This is a genomic window from Stenotrophomonas maltophilia, from assembly GCF_025642255.1.
GTDB classification, from domain to species: Bacteria; Pseudomonadota; Gammaproteobacteria; order Xanthomonadales; family Xanthomonadaceae; genus Stenotrophomonas; species Stenotrophomonas maltophilia_P.
In genome coordinates, this window is sequence record NZ_CP106759.1 from 2,477,960 (window position 1) to 2,491,039 (window position 13,080).

A 13,080-nucleotide genomic window follows, 5' to 3' on the forward strand; every position below is an offset into this window, starting at 1 on the left:
TTCACACCACGATTGGATTTGAGAAGAAGCCGTCCAGGTCGCCCTGGCCATCTTCAGGAGTAATGGATAAGCCAATCGCCATCAGCAGCGCGGTCATGTCGTCGATCTTTTCGCTCGATCGCTTCTTGTCGGGGGCCATATTCATGTTCTGGTCCCGCCGCGCCACCAGGTTCGACGCACACCAGGTCAGCACCGGGTCTCCGTCATGGACCAGGCGCTTGCTCACATAGGCGCGCTCAAGCTCCTGCATGGCTGGGTGGTATGACTTCGGCCCCTGAATGAACTGGACCATCGGAACACCGGCGGCTAGCAGCCGGCCGACAACCTCTGTCGCGTTCCAGCTATCGAAGGCGATCGACTGCACGTTGAAGCGAGCAACAACGTCCAGGATCGACCTTTCGATGTGAGCGTAATCGGTGACCTCTCCCTCAGTGGTTTCGAGGTGCCCCGAGGCGACCCAGCCCGCGTAGGGGACAGTCCCTCGCTCAGTCCGCTGCTTAACCGCCTCCTCTGGAACCCAGCGACGGCCCCAGGTGATGATCTTTCCATCCACGCGCCAGACCAGCCGGAACGATGTCAGGTCGCTGGTGCTGGCCAAGTCCAGGCCGCCCCAGCATGGAACGTCCTTCAGCGCCTCTAGGTCGACAACTCCAGTGCAGGCCGCCCACTTGCGGAGAGCCACCCAGCCGTTTGCCGCGGAGGCCGGCCGATTCAGCCGCTTGATCTGGAACTCAGCCAGCTTGGAAGGCATGGCCTTTGCCTCGACCGCCTCCTTTCGGATCGCGCCCAAGAGGTGAGGATTTACCTCCATCAGAGGGTTGGCCTTTCGCCAACTCGCCTCGTCGAAATCCTCGTCCTCTTCGTCGACCGCGTAGAAGACAGCCAGATAGTGATCGGCGGTGTGCTTGAACACGCCGGCGAGCAGCTGCTTCACGAACTGCCTGATCTCTGCCCAAGGGCCGGGATTGGTGTAGCCCTCAGTCGTGGTGAACAGCCAAAGCGGATTGCGGCGTGCACCCGCTGCAGACTGGAGAACGTTCAGCAGGTCCGGCGTCTTGTGAGCGTGGATCTCGTCCAGTCCAACGTGGGATGGGTTCAATCCGTCCTGCGTGCTTGCCTTCGCGTGGATAGGCTTGAAGCTGGCGCCAATCTCCATGCGGCTGATCGACTTGGCCCAGGTCTCAAGGCCATAGGCCTCCCGAAGGTCCGGCGTCTTCTCCACCATCCGCTTGGCAACGTTGAAGATGATCGACGCCTGCGGAAAGGTCGTCGCGGCCGAAATGACCTGGGCGCCTTCCTCGTTCTCGCAGCACTGGCAGTACAGGAGAATCGCCGATGCCAGGGTGGACTTGGCATTCTTTCGTGCCACCGCGAACAGCGCCGACGTGAAGCGTCGCGTTCCATCAAGCTTCCTGAAGCCGAATAGCTGGACCACGAAGAAGACATGCGACCTGTGCAACCGGATCTCTGCCGTCTCCCACGATCCCTCTACGTGAGGAAGTAGCTCAATGAAGCCGCAGGCATGGGCTGCATGCTCCGGTGAAAACGTGAACGGAGCGCCCCGCTTCTTCGCTCGGTTCAGGTCATCCAGAAACCGCTTGGCTGCTTGACGAATCAGCAGCCCGAACGCTTTACCCTTTCGGTCCTCCACTGCCTCCTGTGCATAGTCGATGGCCACCGCTACGTAGTCAGACGGGTCCGGCCTTGGCCGACGCCGAGGGCGCGCGGCCGCGGTCGGCTTCGCCGGCTTCTTCCTACTTGCCGGGCGTCGCGAGGGCGCCGAACTTGTTGCCGGGCTTTTTCTCGACACCACCAGAACTCACCTTGCGTCTGCTCGCCGGCGTCATCCCGAACTCGGACATCAGCGCCTTCAGCGCGGTCTGTTCAGCCGCTGTGATATCCACCCCTGCCATCTGCTTGGCGACTTGGACCTGCCAGGCGTAGCAGAGCTGCTGCAGTGCATACAGGTCCACGGTCTGGAGAACCTTGGCTGCCACCAGCTGGGGTCCCAGGTCATTCCACATTGCAGCCCCGTTGACGTTCAGGTGCTGCGGCGGGTCGGGGAACACGTCGATCAGGTCGAACTCGGGAGCGTCCGGCGCCTCACGGTCCGGCCGGGCGGTTCCGGCAATCACCTTGAGGGCCGGAGCGGTCGGCTTCCGTCCTCTCATTTTTCAAATCTCAATTTTGACGGTGCGAAAAAAAGGTTGGGCGCACGGTCAGGAAGGCGAACCGCCCCAACTTTTGACCCTCCCCCCAGGCCGGCCGTTCAGGTTCGCCCGTTCAGGTTCGGCCGACCGGCGCGCCATGAGGCGCCCCGCTCGTTGCCGAACCCGCCATCCTCGGTCGCGGTCTTGCGGTCATGGCAGGGCTTGCAGAGCGGTTGCCAGTTGTCGGTGTCCCAGAACAGCGCCTGGCTGCCCTTGTGCGGGGTGATGTGGTCGACCACCGCCGCGACAGTTACGTGGCCCGACCGCTGGCACTCAGCGCAGAGCGGGTGCCTGAGCAGGAACGTCGCGCGGGCGCGCTGCCATCGGCTGCCATAGCCTCGCTCAGCCGTGGTCTGCCTCACTGCCTCTGGCGGCACGTGCACCGCCGCCTGCCGTGGCATGGCGTTGTGCTTCGGCGCGCGGCGTGGCATCAGCCTGGTCCGGGGCTTCGGTCCGCCTCGATTACGGCTTGGCTGGCGCGGACGTGGTCGTCGGCGTCGCGGCCGATTTGAACAGCAGTTCCCGCAACCTCTGCTCGTAGTTCGGCGTGCGCATCACGTTCGACGGCGCCGGCGACGGCTTGGGACAGGAGGCTGGTATTGCAGGTGGCGAGGTCGTCGCGCAGCTGGAGACGCCCAGCGCGCAGGTCAGCCACAACAGCAGCAGGGACGGCAGTGGCCGTGGTGCGGTCTTCTTCATGCTTGGCTCCGATGGTGGCCAGCGCCTCGGCCTGGATGTGTTCGACGGAACGGGTCTCGATAAGCTGCTGGACTTGCCCGGCACTGGCGCCGGCCGCCTGCCGGGCTTCCCCGGTCTCGGCCCGGTCACCGCGCCAGGCCCAGCCGACACCGAACATGCCGGCAGACCAGGCGACAAGCACCAGCAGATAGATGGCGATGCGGTTCACGTCAGTCCCCTGGACCCTTGCGGGTCATGCCGAAGAAGTAGCCGATGACCATGCCGGTGGCGTTGTTCAGCCCACCGATCAGCATGCCGAACGAGTCCTTGTTCTCCGGCGGGATAGCCACCGCGATCAGCGCGGCCATGGCCATGCCGAGCAGAAACAGCACCAGCACGGCGATGCCGACGCGCGCAGCACCGATGTTGCGGGTCGCGAAGGTCATGCGGCACCTGCCAGTGAATGGATTTCCTCCAGCGCCCAGTGGTAGAGCTGCTGGTCAATGATGGTGACGCGGGTGAGGCGCTTGCCACGCACGACCTTGACGGCCACCTGGGTGGACTGCTGGACCGCGAGCAACACGAACGCAATGCGCTGCTTGGTGGGGTCCGGCTCCTGCAACACCGCCAGCGCATCGCTGACCATCTCGCGAATCGCCAGCAGCAGCTCGGCCGTCGGGCTCTTGGCCTTCTGGTTCTCCAGCACGACCAACACACCCTGCAGCTGACTGACCGGCGACAGCCGGGCGGTCTTCTTCTTCGAGGTCATGCTGACAGCGCCTTCAGCGCACGTGCGTAGCGCGCCTTTCGGTCGGCGGCACCGATCTTCCCACCGTTGACTCGCTCCGTGATCTCGTCGAAGCGGCTGGCGTCCGCCAGCTTGTTCAGGGATCGGGCATCCCAGAATGCACCGGCCGCGAGAGCGCCCCATTTCGGCTGCTCCAGCACCTCGGGCTGGGCTTCGAAGTCCGGAACACCCTTGATGCCCTTCGCCCGCAAAGCGTCGCGGATCGCCGCATAGTTGGCCCGGCCGGTGTTCTGGATCGGACCACGGCCGCGATAGCGGTAGCCATCGCCACTCGCCTCCGAGCCGTTGCCCAGCCGATTGGCGTAAGCGTTGTTGCCGATCGCAACCGGCTTCCGTTCGAGCGCGCGCGCCAGGTCGTTCGGCTTCCTCGGCTTGGCCTTGGGGTCAACGGCGTAGCGGCTGGGCCAGGTGTCGGCCATGCCCTGCGCGCCGTAGTTCAGGTTCTCGACGGTCCGGGTCAGGCTCGCCGACTCATGACCGACCTGCGCGAGGAACGCTGCCACCCGCTTCGGGGTGCTGATGCCGAACGCCTTGCAGGCGTCGGTCAGGGGCTGGGCCCACTGGGCGGCCACGGCCGAACTGCAGCCGACCGCCTGCTGGATTGTCGAGGCGGTCAGGATCATAGGGGTCCGAAAACAGAAAGCCCGGCTCAGTGGCCGGGCAGGGTCGCGTGCGATGGTAGAAATTTACTGGTAAAAGTGCGGAGGTGTCACCTCCGCAGACCAACAAGGACGAACCATGCACAGGCTCAACAAGAATTACAGCATCAGACCCGATCATGTTTCAGCAGTCGGCGAGGTTAACCCCGTTCCCAATCGACGAGGTCTATATGCCTACGATGTTTTTCTGATCGGAGGTCAAACCATTTCCGTCAGCGGATCGAAGGAGGACATGGACAACTCGCTGACTGCAATCATCCGCGAGATCGACAGGATCGACGGCGCGCCTGTCTAAGCGGCATGGCTCAAGGCTGCCCGCATATGCCACGCAGCCTCCTGTTCCGCCTCGTTCATCTTCGATAGCAGCCATTCGTATACCGGCTTCCACGTCCGCCGGTAGGCCGCCTCGTCCCTGCCGATCGCCGCCGCGCGTCGACGGTCGCTGACCTGGCCAAGCCCTGACCCACCGCAAACCTTGCACGGCACCAACAGCTCGCCCAGCATCGCCTGCCCCCTACCCTCGCAGGCCGCACAGTGCGGCCGCTTGGCGATCTCGCTGATCACCGCCGCCGCCAGTGTCGGCAGCGATTCCAGGGTGCTGATCGGCCAGCACTGAGCCTTGATCCTGCCCAGACGCTGCTGGGCTGCGTCACGGTTCGCCCGCTGCTCCGCCGTCGCTGCCCCGCCCCAGCCGATGCACACCTCGGCCAGGCCCAGATCCGTCCTCGCTTCGGCCAACCGGCGCTGCTGGCGCTGCAGCTCCGGCGTGACCAGCGCGATCACCGCGTCGCGCAGCTTGTGCCGGCGCAGCGCCGCGCCATCCGGCCACCAGCACGCCTCCAGCAGCTCCCGGCCCAGCCCGGCCGGCACCATCCCCAGCGCCGCGGCAATGTCCTGGTTCGTCAGGTCCGGCTTCCCGCCTCCCCGACCGATGTCGAACTTCACCGTGCTCGGCCCCAGCCGCGCCATCGTCTCTCGTGGATTCATGCCCGTTCCCCTGTCGTTGAGTGGCCGGCCGCCTCCGGCCCGCCCGTAATCCGCACCACCACCTGGCCGCCCGGCCGGCGCTCGCTGCTGACGACCGGGTGGCTGATGAAACGCTTGTCGTCGATGCCCAGAACCTGGGCGATGCCGTCCCGGTACGCCTTGAACCGCCCCAGCAAGTTGTCGTCGTCCGGCAGCGCCTTCCCCGGCGCCTGGTGGAAGCTCACCCACAGGTGCAGCTTCCCCGCCGGCAGCTGCAGCGCGCGCCAACCCGCCTCGTGCGCCAGCACCACCGCCGTCTGCCGCGCATGCTTCGTGGCCTTGGCCTTCCTGCTCCAGTGCACCCGGCCATTCGGAGACAGGTCCTTGCTTGGCCAGGGCAGTACCAGCTCCAGCGCGCGGTCAGCCTGCATGAGCGACCTCGCTCTGCCCCATCGCCTCGCGAAAGGCCGCCCGCCACCGGAACGCCGTTGCCCTGCTGACCCCGAAGTCCGCCCGAAGCTGGGCAACCGACGGGATGCGGTCGCCGTACATGCGGACCATCCGAAGGGCGGCCGTGAGCGTGATGTTCTGGCGGCCCCACTCCGGCCAGCCAGGCTCGCGGCTGGAATGCTGTTCCGTCGACTTGGGGCTCATGGGATCACCTCGGCCCAAGAGGCCATGGGCGAGGACTCTGTGCGCTGCTCGATGACGGGCCGCATCAATCGCTCGTGCAGCATCTCGTGGAAGTCTGCCGCGCCAACCCGGACCTTGATCCTCTGCATGGCCGACAGCAGCATCTGCGTCTCGCCCTGGGCATATCGCTCCGTGAACGCCCAGGGATCGTCCAGGCCGCCCCACGACTTCGGGCGCTTGCCGGCCGCCACGGAAACCCGCCCGCCGTTGACCTCCAGCAGGCCCCAGCGCGCGGGCAGCTCGTCCACCTTGATGAGGCCCTTGGGCGCCATGAAGTACCGGTAGAGGCCCAAGCCGCGGTCTGGGTTGGCCCGGAAGGGCTTCTTCCGGTCGGCCAGGAAGTCGGAGCGGCTGACCTTGCACTCGACCAGCATCGTCCTGCCGGTGTACCAGCCGATCGCGTCCGGGTTCTCGCCGTTGCCCGTGGCAGCGCACAACTCCTCAAGAACCACCGAGCAGCCGGCGGTATTGCGCAGCCAGCGGCCGGCGATTTTCACAAGCTCGCCGTGAGTTATCGGAATACCAGTCATCGAGTCACCCCGACGGACTTTGCACTGGCGGCCTGCCTGCCATCCGATAAGATCCCACAATCTACGTCGCCTAAAGGACTCGCATAACCGTGGAAAGGCTTTTCAACGGCATATACCTGAGCGTCATGATCGTGGTAGGCCTCGCGGCTGGCTTCTTGATGACGGCTCGCTGGCCGCCCGGAATATCCCCGGACCAAACACTGGCCGTCGCGGCTGCGGTCATAGCTGCACTTGGAACCTGGGCTGTGGGCATAGGAGCCATGCACTTTGCTGAGGCGTCGCACAAACTGCGCTTGGCGGAAGTAAAGAAGGCAGAGGATGCAGAGTTCATTCAACTCAGGAGTCAACTCATCAACTGCCAGCTCGCTCCGGAGCTCTACGACAAGATCGTCAAATCCGGGGGGCCCGGAGTTATGACGGTTCAGTCGCGTCACACAGCTCTCCACGCGATCCTCAGTTTGACGCCGACGGGACCGATCAGCTCCCTGCCCGCTCTGGCAGACAAAGATCGTGCACTGGCCCATACCATCGATGTGGGCGCAGCAATGCTGCGTGTTGGTGCGACGCAGTTCATGGAGCGGTTTCCGACCACCAGCCCTCACGACGCGCGAGGGATGGCAGAAAATTTCGAACACGTGATTGGGCAGGCGCGCAGCCTGGCCACCCACGCGTGCAAGCTCGGCAATGCGCAAGATGCCGCACGCGGAATCAAGCCAGCCTCGGCCAGTGAGTCTGGTAGCGAATAGTCTGAATTCATCGCGCCCTCTTGCGACCCCATCAAGTTGTGCTTCCTCCGCCATCGACAGCCCGCGACGCTTCGCACCTGAGATAGTCGTCCGCGAGCTCACGCTACCCGCTCCCAGCTGGCCGGCAGGTGCTGCACACGGCCACCACGTGCCTTGAACTCATCGACAGTTTCGGCCAAACCACTGGTGTTCGTTCCGGGCTTCGCGCGCTTCGGTCGGGAAACCGTGTTGTGGTCCATCCGCCGCTCGCGTGGCGCACGCTGGGGGTTGACCCTCGGTGCCATGGCCTTTGGCTTCTTCATGCTGCTGCCCTCAGTTCGTTCACGTAGGTCTGATTCGCAATCAGCTCGTCATCGGAGCCGTACGTCTCGTGGAAGGTCCGCGATCCATCCATCAGGCTCGGGCCGTAGATCTGGCGCATCGTCGCGAAGGTGTTTCCCTCCATCGGGTAGCGCTGGTGGTGCCACTTGCAGAGCGCGTAGCCGAACATGTGGCCGCGCCGCAGGTTCCCGCTCTTGGCGTGGTTGTAGTCGCAGCCATAGACCACCAGCCCTGGCTCCAGCAGGTTCTGCATCTGAAGCGACAGACAGGCCATGCAGGGGCCGGTCTTGGCCAGCTCGATCCGCCCCGCTTCTTCCCTCGTCGGCGGCGGTGCCTTCGACCACATCAGCGCGCGCCCTGGTCGGCCAGCCACCAGCCGTGCTGCCAGGCTTCGGCCTTCTCGCTCATCGGTCCCGCCCTGCGGTTGGAACCGTCCTCGGTCTCGCATGCGATCCAGACCAGGTGGGGGTTGTCGCTCAGGCGCAGCCCATTGAGCCGCGCCGAGTAACCGGCGTTGATCTCTTTGGCGAACTTGCTGCGCGTGCTGTAGTTGGAAAAGTCCATCACCGTCTGTTCCTCGTCGTGCTGCGGCGTGCCGCGCTCAGTTCCTGGTCCTGCTTGTCCCACCCGGCCTGCCAGCGGCGCCGCCGCGTCAGGCCATCGATCCTCATCTCGTACCGTGGCGCTGACTCCCGGCCGCGGCAGGCGCACCGCGCCCAGCGGCCGGCCTGCTCGGCCTGGGCCAGCTCCGCTTCAGTCACCATCGAAGTTCAGCTCGGCCGCAGCTCGCTCCATCGCAGCGCGCGCCGATTCCCGATCACGCACCGGCCGCACGCCGTGCTTCTCCTGCTCGATCGCCAGCACCCGTTCCGGCACCGGCTTGCCATCCACGACGTGCTGCACAGCGCGCGTGTAGGCTTCCTCCAGCATCCGGCGCTGCTGCGCTCCGTGGTCGGCTGAGGCGTAGACGTGCAGGTCCAGCAGCGAGCGCACCAGCACCGTGAAGCCGCTCTGCGGCCGGCCCGGCACCATCTCCCGCTCCACCGCCGCCATGACCGGGATGTCCAGGCACATCGTCAGGAACCGCGGCGGGTTCGGCGGCCATTCCCTGCCCTCGGTCAGACAGCAGGCCATGCCACGCGCGTGCTGTGCCCGGCTGCGGCCCTTCAACACCTGGAACCACGTACCAGCGGCGATGGTCAGGCTGCCGTCCTTCTTGAACGGCGCCGCTCCGTTCTCGCGCTCCCACTTCCCCGGGAACATGGCCGTCATCTGCTTCCAGAACTCCCACAGGTAGGCCGACTGCTGCTCGCTCAACGGCTCAGCCGACGACAGCGAACTCGGCGTCGACGACATCGCCTGACCCGAACCCAGCGCCGCCACCGTGGCCACCGTCTCCGCGTTGGGCGTAGAACTGCTGTTCGAGCTGCTCGGTGCGGTCGGCAGAACCGTGTTGAGGGCTTGCATGGGTTGCTCCGGAGTTGCGGGTTGTGGTCGACAGATCGCGTTGAAGCCAGGACGCCTCGAAGCCGCGCCAGCCGCGGGTGCAGCACTTGCTGAGGCAGTCGTCGACGGTGAACCCCATGGCGGCTGCCCGATGCAGTTCGCGGCCGAAGTTGGCCAGCACCGTCGGGGTCACCGACGCGCGGCAGGTCCGACGGTGATGCAGCCAGTCGGCCAGAACCTGCGGCGACGGCTCGGACGGCCAGCTGGTGAAGTCCAGCGGCGCGGCGCTGGCGGCAGACGCGCTTGCGCGCCGCTTTTGCTTCTTAGGTTCCTTTCCTGGTTCTATTCCTGGTTCGTGTGCAGCTGGTGCACTACCCTGGTGCACCTCGTTCACCACCGGAGGAACGTCCTTCACTACCCCGTGGTGAACGTCCTTCACCACCAGATAGGGGTCGTTCTCGGGCTCCTTCGGCTGGGCTTGCACGCCAAAGTGGAAGTTGAGCAGGTACTGATTCGCCAGCCGCACGTTGCCGTTGGCTCGCGCCAGGATCGTGATGTAACCGGCCTCGGCCAGCTTCTGGATCTGGTCAATCACCGAACGTCGGGAAAGCCCGCAGTCCTCAGCCAGCTTGTCGTGGCTCGGTCGGCAATGCCCCGTGTCCTTGTTGTGGCGCTCGGCCAACATCAGCAGCACCAGCTTCTGGGTGCTGGTCACCTTCTGACGTGCGGCCCAGGCGAACGCTTCGAAGCTCATCTCATACCGCCAGCTGAAGGTTCTGACCCGGAGCCACCGGCCACCAGGTGCACGCAGTGCGGCCACTGACCGAGCAAGGCTTGTTCGGGCCGCGCCAGACGCGCCCCTCTTTCATCAGCTCCGGCAAGCGGCGGGCGAGCATGTAGCGGTCGAGGCTCGTGGCCTGAGACAGCTCGTTGCTGGTCATGCCAGGATGGGCAGTGACCGCGCCGGCAGCCTGGTCCTGCTGGGCGGCCTGCAGGCCGCTCCTGACCGCGTATGCAGCGGCGGCGTGGCTGGTCTCGATATCGGTGGAGCGAGCAGGGGTGTTCATTGCCTAGCCTCGAGGAAGAGGCTGTCGATGATGAGGACAGGGAACGCTTCGTTTGTCGCGTAACTGCCTCGAATTGGACCGCGGTTAGCCATCAGCGGCCCCTTTCCTTCCGACCCTTCGCGGCCGCGCGAGCGACGTTCCGCTCCAGCCGGTGCGCCATCGTGCGCAGCGCACGGACCTCGCTCACCATCAGCTCGGCCTCGTCGCTATCGATGCGGCGGTCCGACATGGCCTCAACGGCGGTGCCGGACAACCGGCCCACGCGAGAAGTGATCTCCAGCAGCTTCGTCTGGATGGCGCCGATCTCATCCGACCAGCCACCCTCCGGCGGCGGCGGAACCGCGTCGACGGCCATGCCGAACTGGCCGGCCAGCGCCTGCATCCACTCCAGCGCGTACTCGCCGCCGCCCGCCTTCTCCTGCATCCACTCGGTCAGCAGCTCGGCGTGCTCGATCGTCACCGACTCACCCTCCAGGCCGCGCAGCTTCGCGCGCAGCGTCTCCGGGTGCATCGACTTGCCGCGGCGGTCGGCCAGGTAGGCAGCTGCGTCCACCACGCCGCCGGGCGTCTTACGCACGGAGTTGTAGAGCACGTCCAGCCAGTTCAATGAGGAGGTTCGGCAAGTCATGGGTCACCTTGGGATGACTGGTGTTTCAAGGTTTTTCGGAGAATTGCGGCGGCGCATCATGTGCGCCATGGAGATCAACAACTCACGGACGACGGGCGCCGCCCTCCTTGCGCTACGCTGGCGTTGCCACACGAACAGCCCACAAGGAGGGCGACATGAGTTCATCAGTCAAGACGGACCTCAATTCACAGATGACTGCGCTGCAGGTAGTGGTTTCAGCACTGGCCATGTCTGCCAAGGCCGACCCCGAGTTCGCGGCCACTGTCGAGCGGATTCGGCAAGCAATGCCGGAAACGCCAGACGATCCGGGCAATGTGAAGTTCAACTTGTCGATGAAGCGGCTGCTCGGAGGCTGATTGATCGACTTGCGGCTTCAGCAGCGATACCCGTTACATGGGTACCGTTGCTGCCCGCACAGCGAGCTTCCATTTCCGAGAAAAACTTCCGCGCTTCTGCCTCTGCAGCAGCGCGGTCCTTCAGTTCGTTCTGCGATGGCTTGTTCAGCCATTCCCGCAGCCACAGGCGGGGATTACACTTATCGGGCAACGTGCGCATTTCAGGCAGCCTCCACGGGGATGATTCGGTTCTCGTCCGGGTCCTGCGGCGCCGGCTGCGCCTGCGGTTGTTCCTGGACACCCAGCAGGCGCTGGATCTCCGGCAGCGCCGGCAAGGCGCCCTCTTCCGGCCAGGCCTCCACCTGCTCCAGGGGCAGGCCCAGCACCTTGGCCAGCTGCTTGTCCGCCGACAGGCCCAGCCGCGCGCGCAGCGCGCGCTTGCTAATCCGGGTGTCCACCTCGCTACGGATCTGTTCGGCTACCGTCGGCCGCGGCTGGTCCTGCAGCGCAACACCCGCGCCTGGGCCGAACACATCGGGCCGGAGCTCGTGGCGGGAGACTCCAGTGCACTCCTCCACCGCCAGCACGCGTTCGGCCGGGACCCTCCCCCTCACTTTCCACTCGCTGATTGAGGCGGAACGAATGCCAAGGAACTCAGCAAGACGCTGCTGACTCCCAGCGGCGTCAATGGCCTTCTGTAGGGTTCGATTTGAGTCCATACCCCGCATATTAGGCCCGACCTAATATCACAGTCAACAGGGCAAACCTAATTTTCTTAAGGGCATCATTTAGGCTATGCCTAAGAGACCACCAGACAACTACGCGCCCGCCTTCGGCGAGCGCCTTGTACATCTACTAGCAAAGCGTGGAATCCCACGTCGGGGAGCTGGCGCATACCTGCAGCGGACCTATCATGTGTCGAATGTGACCGCCAACGACTGGCTAAATGGGAAGTTCCGTCCAGAGATCGACACGGCGCGTCAGATCGCTGCAGACCACGGAGCGGACTTCGACGAGCTTTATTTCGGGGAAGAGAGGTCTAGCAGCGACGACCGCGACTACGCCGACGTAGTCGGCTATGCACAGTCGGTTGGCCTCGGCGCGGCAGGCGCTGAAGCGGAGGAGTACGCAGAGACCCATAGCCTGAAGTTCAAGAAGACCAGCCTGCGGCGACGGGGCATCTATGGTCGGAACCTGGCTATCTATTACGGCAAGGGCGACTCGATGGAACCGACCATCGAGGACGGGGACGCCATTTTGTTCGATACCTCAGACACCCGGGTCCAGGATGGCTGTCTGTACCTGATCCAAGTGCACGGCGCGGCCAACCCAGAGTATTACGTGAAGAGGGCCATGGTGCTGGATGGGACGGTGTTCTTCAGCAGCGACAACCCCAAGGGTGATCATCAGTGGCAGAAGCCCAGGCGGATGGACTCGAGACGGGAACCGATCACGGTCGTTGGCCGCGTCCACTGGATTGGCGGATGGGCTGACTGATGACGACAGATCTGGAACTCAAGCTAGATTTTGATGACTTTCGCAGATTCTTCGCGGCGAAGTACAAGAATGTCAGCTGCCCTGTGTGTGAAGAAGCCGCGGGGGTTGAGATGCTGTACAACCCTTGGGGGCATGACCCGAAGAAGCCTGCTAGCTATCTCTCCCTGGCCCATGGTCGAAATGCGCTGAATACGCATCCTGTGGGCGTTGAGCTGTCTTCCTTCGCTACTCCGGTGATGCCTCTCGCCTGCAAAAACTGCGGATATCTACAGTTGTTCAGCGTCAACACAATAGCTCGTTGGGTGGAGGCAAACCCTGCCGAGAAGGATCTAGACCGCCAGCCATGGGTGTCCGACCATGAATGAGAAGGTTGCCAAGCGGGCAATATCGCCTCCCCAAGGCCCGTCGCTTGCAGGCGGCGGCGATCCGCCTCAAGATTCGAGCGTGGACGCTCGCTTGGCCAAGCTCGAAGCACTAGTCACAACTCTCGCGACCA

Annotated in this window: 24 protein-coding genes; 5 read left to right on the plus strand and 19 right to left on the minus strand. The window is 64.5% G+C overall.

Going from position 1 to position 13,080, the window contains the following annotated elements; translation table 11 throughout:
- Position 1 precedes the first annotated feature (1 nt).
- From N8888_RS11315 to N8888_RS11345, 7 genes are all read right to left on the minus strand, one after another.
- Positions 2-1,678, minus strand: coding sequence for a terminase large subunit (locus N8888_RS11315; RefSeq protein ID WP_263174818.1), 1,677 nt, complete (start codon positions 1,676-1,678; stop codon positions 2-4).
- A gap of 76 nt (positions 1,679-1,754) precedes the next feature.
- Complete coding sequence (locus N8888_RS11320) at positions 1,755-2,171, minus strand: P27 family phage terminase small subunit (RefSeq protein WP_263174819.1); 417 nt, start codon at positions 2,169-2,171, stop codon at positions 1,755-1,757.
- A 98-nt stretch (positions 2,172-2,269) separates the two neighbouring features.
- Positions 2,270-2,641: an HNH endonuclease gene (locus tag N8888_RS11325; RefSeq protein ID WP_263174822.1), complete on the minus strand. Its 372-nt coding sequence runs from the start codon at positions 2,639-2,641 to the stop codon at positions 2,270-2,272.
- Positions 2,641-3,117 carry a lysis system i-spanin subunit Rz gene (locus N8888_RS11330; protein ID WP_263174824.1) on the minus strand — a complete coding sequence of 159 codons (477 nt, stop codon included), beginning with the start codon at positions 3,115-3,117 and terminating at the stop codon, positions 2,641-2,643. The genes N8888_RS11325 and N8888_RS11330 overlap by 1 nt, the downstream gene beginning before the upstream one ends.
- 1 nt (position 3,118) lies before the next feature.
- Entirely contained in the window at positions 3,119-3,334 is a 216-nt protein-coding gene (locus tag N8888_RS11335) for a hypothetical protein (protein WP_263174826.1), read from the minus strand.
- Entirely contained in the window at positions 3,331-3,657 is a 327-nt protein-coding gene (locus tag N8888_RS11340) for a hypothetical protein (protein ID WP_197600385.1), read from the minus strand. The genes N8888_RS11335 and N8888_RS11340 overlap by 4 nt, the downstream gene beginning before the upstream one ends.
- Positions 3,654-4,319 carry a glycoside hydrolase family 19 protein gene (locus N8888_RS11345; RefSeq protein WP_263174827.1) on the minus strand — a complete coding sequence of 222 codons (666 nt, stop codon included), beginning with the start codon at positions 4,317-4,319 and terminating at the stop codon, positions 3,654-3,656. The genes N8888_RS11340 and N8888_RS11345 overlap by 4 nt, the downstream gene beginning before the upstream one ends.
- A 115-nt stretch (positions 4,320-4,434) precedes the next feature.
- Between N8888_RS11345 and N8888_RS11350 the strand changes: the two genes are divergently transcribed.
- Positions 4,435-4,650 (plus strand): hypothetical protein, encoded by a 216-nt coding sequence (locus tag N8888_RS11350; protein WP_263174828.1) that lies wholly within the window; start codon positions 4,435-4,437, stop codon positions 4,648-4,650.
- On the opposite strand, the gene N8888_RS11355 is transcribed toward N8888_RS11350, so the two are convergent.
- Genes N8888_RS11355 through N8888_RS11370 form a run of 4 tightly spaced genes read right to left on the minus strand, consistent with a single transcriptional unit; the run spans position 4,647 to position 6,544 of the window.
- Positions 4,647-5,342, minus strand: a complete 696-nt coding sequence (locus tag N8888_RS11355) for a hypothetical protein (RefSeq protein ID WP_263174830.1) — start codon at positions 5,340-5,342, stop codon at positions 4,647-4,649. The two genes, N8888_RS11350 and N8888_RS11355, sit on opposite strands and share 4 nt — an antisense overlap.
- Positions 5,339-5,752: a hypothetical protein gene (locus N8888_RS11360; RefSeq protein ID WP_263174831.1), complete on the minus strand. Its 414-nt coding sequence runs from the start codon at positions 5,750-5,752 to the stop codon at positions 5,339-5,341. The genes N8888_RS11355 and N8888_RS11360 overlap by 4 nt, the downstream gene beginning before the upstream one ends.
- Positions 5,742-5,975: a helix-turn-helix domain-containing protein gene (locus N8888_RS11365; RefSeq protein ID WP_263174832.1), complete on the minus strand. Its 234-nt coding sequence runs from the start codon at positions 5,973-5,975 to the stop codon at positions 5,742-5,744. The genes N8888_RS11360 and N8888_RS11365 overlap by 11 nt, the downstream gene beginning before the upstream one ends.
- Positions 5,972-6,544 carry a hypothetical protein gene (locus N8888_RS11370; RefSeq protein WP_263174833.1) on the minus strand — a complete coding sequence of 191 codons (573 nt, stop codon included), beginning with the start codon at positions 6,542-6,544 and terminating at the stop codon, positions 5,972-5,974. Before N8888_RS11370 ends, N8888_RS11365 begins: the two co-directional genes overlap by 4 nt.
- 89 nt (positions 6,545-6,633) lie before the next feature.
- On the opposite strand from N8888_RS11370, the gene N8888_RS11375 reads away from it, so the two are divergent.
- Complete coding sequence (locus N8888_RS11375; RefSeq protein ID WP_263174834.1) at positions 6,634-7,290, plus strand: hypothetical protein; 657 nt, start codon at positions 6,634-6,636, stop codon at positions 7,288-7,290.
- Between the two features lie 98 nt (positions 7,291-7,388).
- On the opposite strand, the gene N8888_RS11380 is transcribed toward N8888_RS11375, so the two are convergent.
- From N8888_RS11380 to N8888_RS11410, 7 genes are all read right to left on the minus strand, one after another.
- On the minus strand, positions 7,389-7,592 hold the full coding sequence (locus tag N8888_RS11380) for a hypothetical protein (RefSeq protein ID WP_263174836.1): 204 nt from the start codon (positions 7,590-7,592) through the stop codon (positions 7,389-7,391).
- Complete coding sequence (locus N8888_RS11385; protein ID WP_263174838.1) at positions 7,589-7,957, minus strand: Ref family recombination enhancement nuclease; 369 nt, start codon at positions 7,955-7,957, stop codon at positions 7,589-7,591. Before N8888_RS11385 ends, N8888_RS11380 begins: the two co-directional genes overlap by 4 nt.
- Positions 7,957-8,175 (minus strand): hypothetical protein, encoded by a 219-nt coding sequence (locus N8888_RS11390; protein ID WP_263174839.1) that lies wholly within the window; start codon positions 8,173-8,175, stop codon positions 7,957-7,959. The genes N8888_RS11385 and N8888_RS11390 overlap by 1 nt, the downstream gene beginning before the upstream one ends.
- A 189-nt stretch (positions 8,176-8,364) precedes the next feature.
- Entirely contained in the window at positions 8,365-8,967 is a 603-nt protein-coding gene (locus tag N8888_RS11395; protein ID WP_263174840.1) for a hypothetical protein, read from the minus strand.
- Positions 8,933-9,811 (minus strand): helix-turn-helix domain-containing protein, encoded by an 879-nt coding sequence (locus N8888_RS11400; protein WP_263174841.1) that lies wholly within the window; start codon positions 9,809-9,811, stop codon positions 8,933-8,935. Before N8888_RS11400 ends, N8888_RS11395 begins: the two co-directional genes overlap by 35 nt.
- A gap of 1 nt (position 9,812) precedes the next feature.
- Complete coding sequence (locus N8888_RS11405) at positions 9,813-10,124, minus strand: winged helix-turn-helix domain-containing protein (RefSeq protein ID WP_263174842.1); 312 nt, start codon at positions 10,122-10,124, stop codon at positions 9,813-9,815.
- 91 nt (positions 10,125-10,215) lie between these two features.
- Positions 10,216-10,731: a phage regulatory CII family protein gene (locus N8888_RS11410; RefSeq protein WP_263174843.1), complete on the minus strand. Its 516-nt coding sequence runs from the start codon at positions 10,729-10,731 to the stop codon at positions 10,216-10,218.
- A 176-nt stretch (positions 10,732-10,907) separates the two neighbouring features.
- Here N8888_RS11410 and N8888_RS11415 point away from each other — a divergent pair, with 176 nt between their 5' ends.
- Positions 10,908-11,108: a hypothetical protein gene (locus tag N8888_RS11415; RefSeq protein WP_263174844.1), complete on the plus strand. Its 201-nt coding sequence runs from the start codon at positions 10,908-10,910 to the stop codon at positions 11,106-11,108.
- Positions 11,109-11,308: 200 nt separating this feature from the next.
- On the opposite strand, the gene N8888_RS11420 is transcribed toward N8888_RS11415, so the two are convergent.
- Positions 11,309-11,815: a transcriptional regulator gene (locus N8888_RS11420; protein WP_317629463.1), complete on the minus strand. Its 507-nt coding sequence runs from the start codon at positions 11,813-11,815 to the stop codon at positions 11,309-11,311.
- A 196-nt stretch (positions 11,816-12,011) separates the two neighbouring features.
- On the opposite strand from N8888_RS11420, the gene N8888_RS11425 reads away from it, so the two are divergent.
- Positions 12,012-12,584 (plus strand): S24 family peptidase, encoded by a 573-nt coding sequence (locus tag N8888_RS11425; protein ID WP_263174846.1) that lies wholly within the window; start codon positions 12,012-12,014, stop codon positions 12,582-12,584.
- Positions 12,584-12,949, plus strand: a complete 366-nt coding sequence (locus tag N8888_RS11430; protein ID WP_263174847.1) for a hypothetical protein — start codon at positions 12,584-12,586, stop codon at positions 12,947-12,949. The genes N8888_RS11425 and N8888_RS11430 overlap by 1 nt, the downstream gene beginning before the upstream one ends.
- The last annotated feature ends 131 nt before the right edge of the window (positions 12,950-13,080 follow it).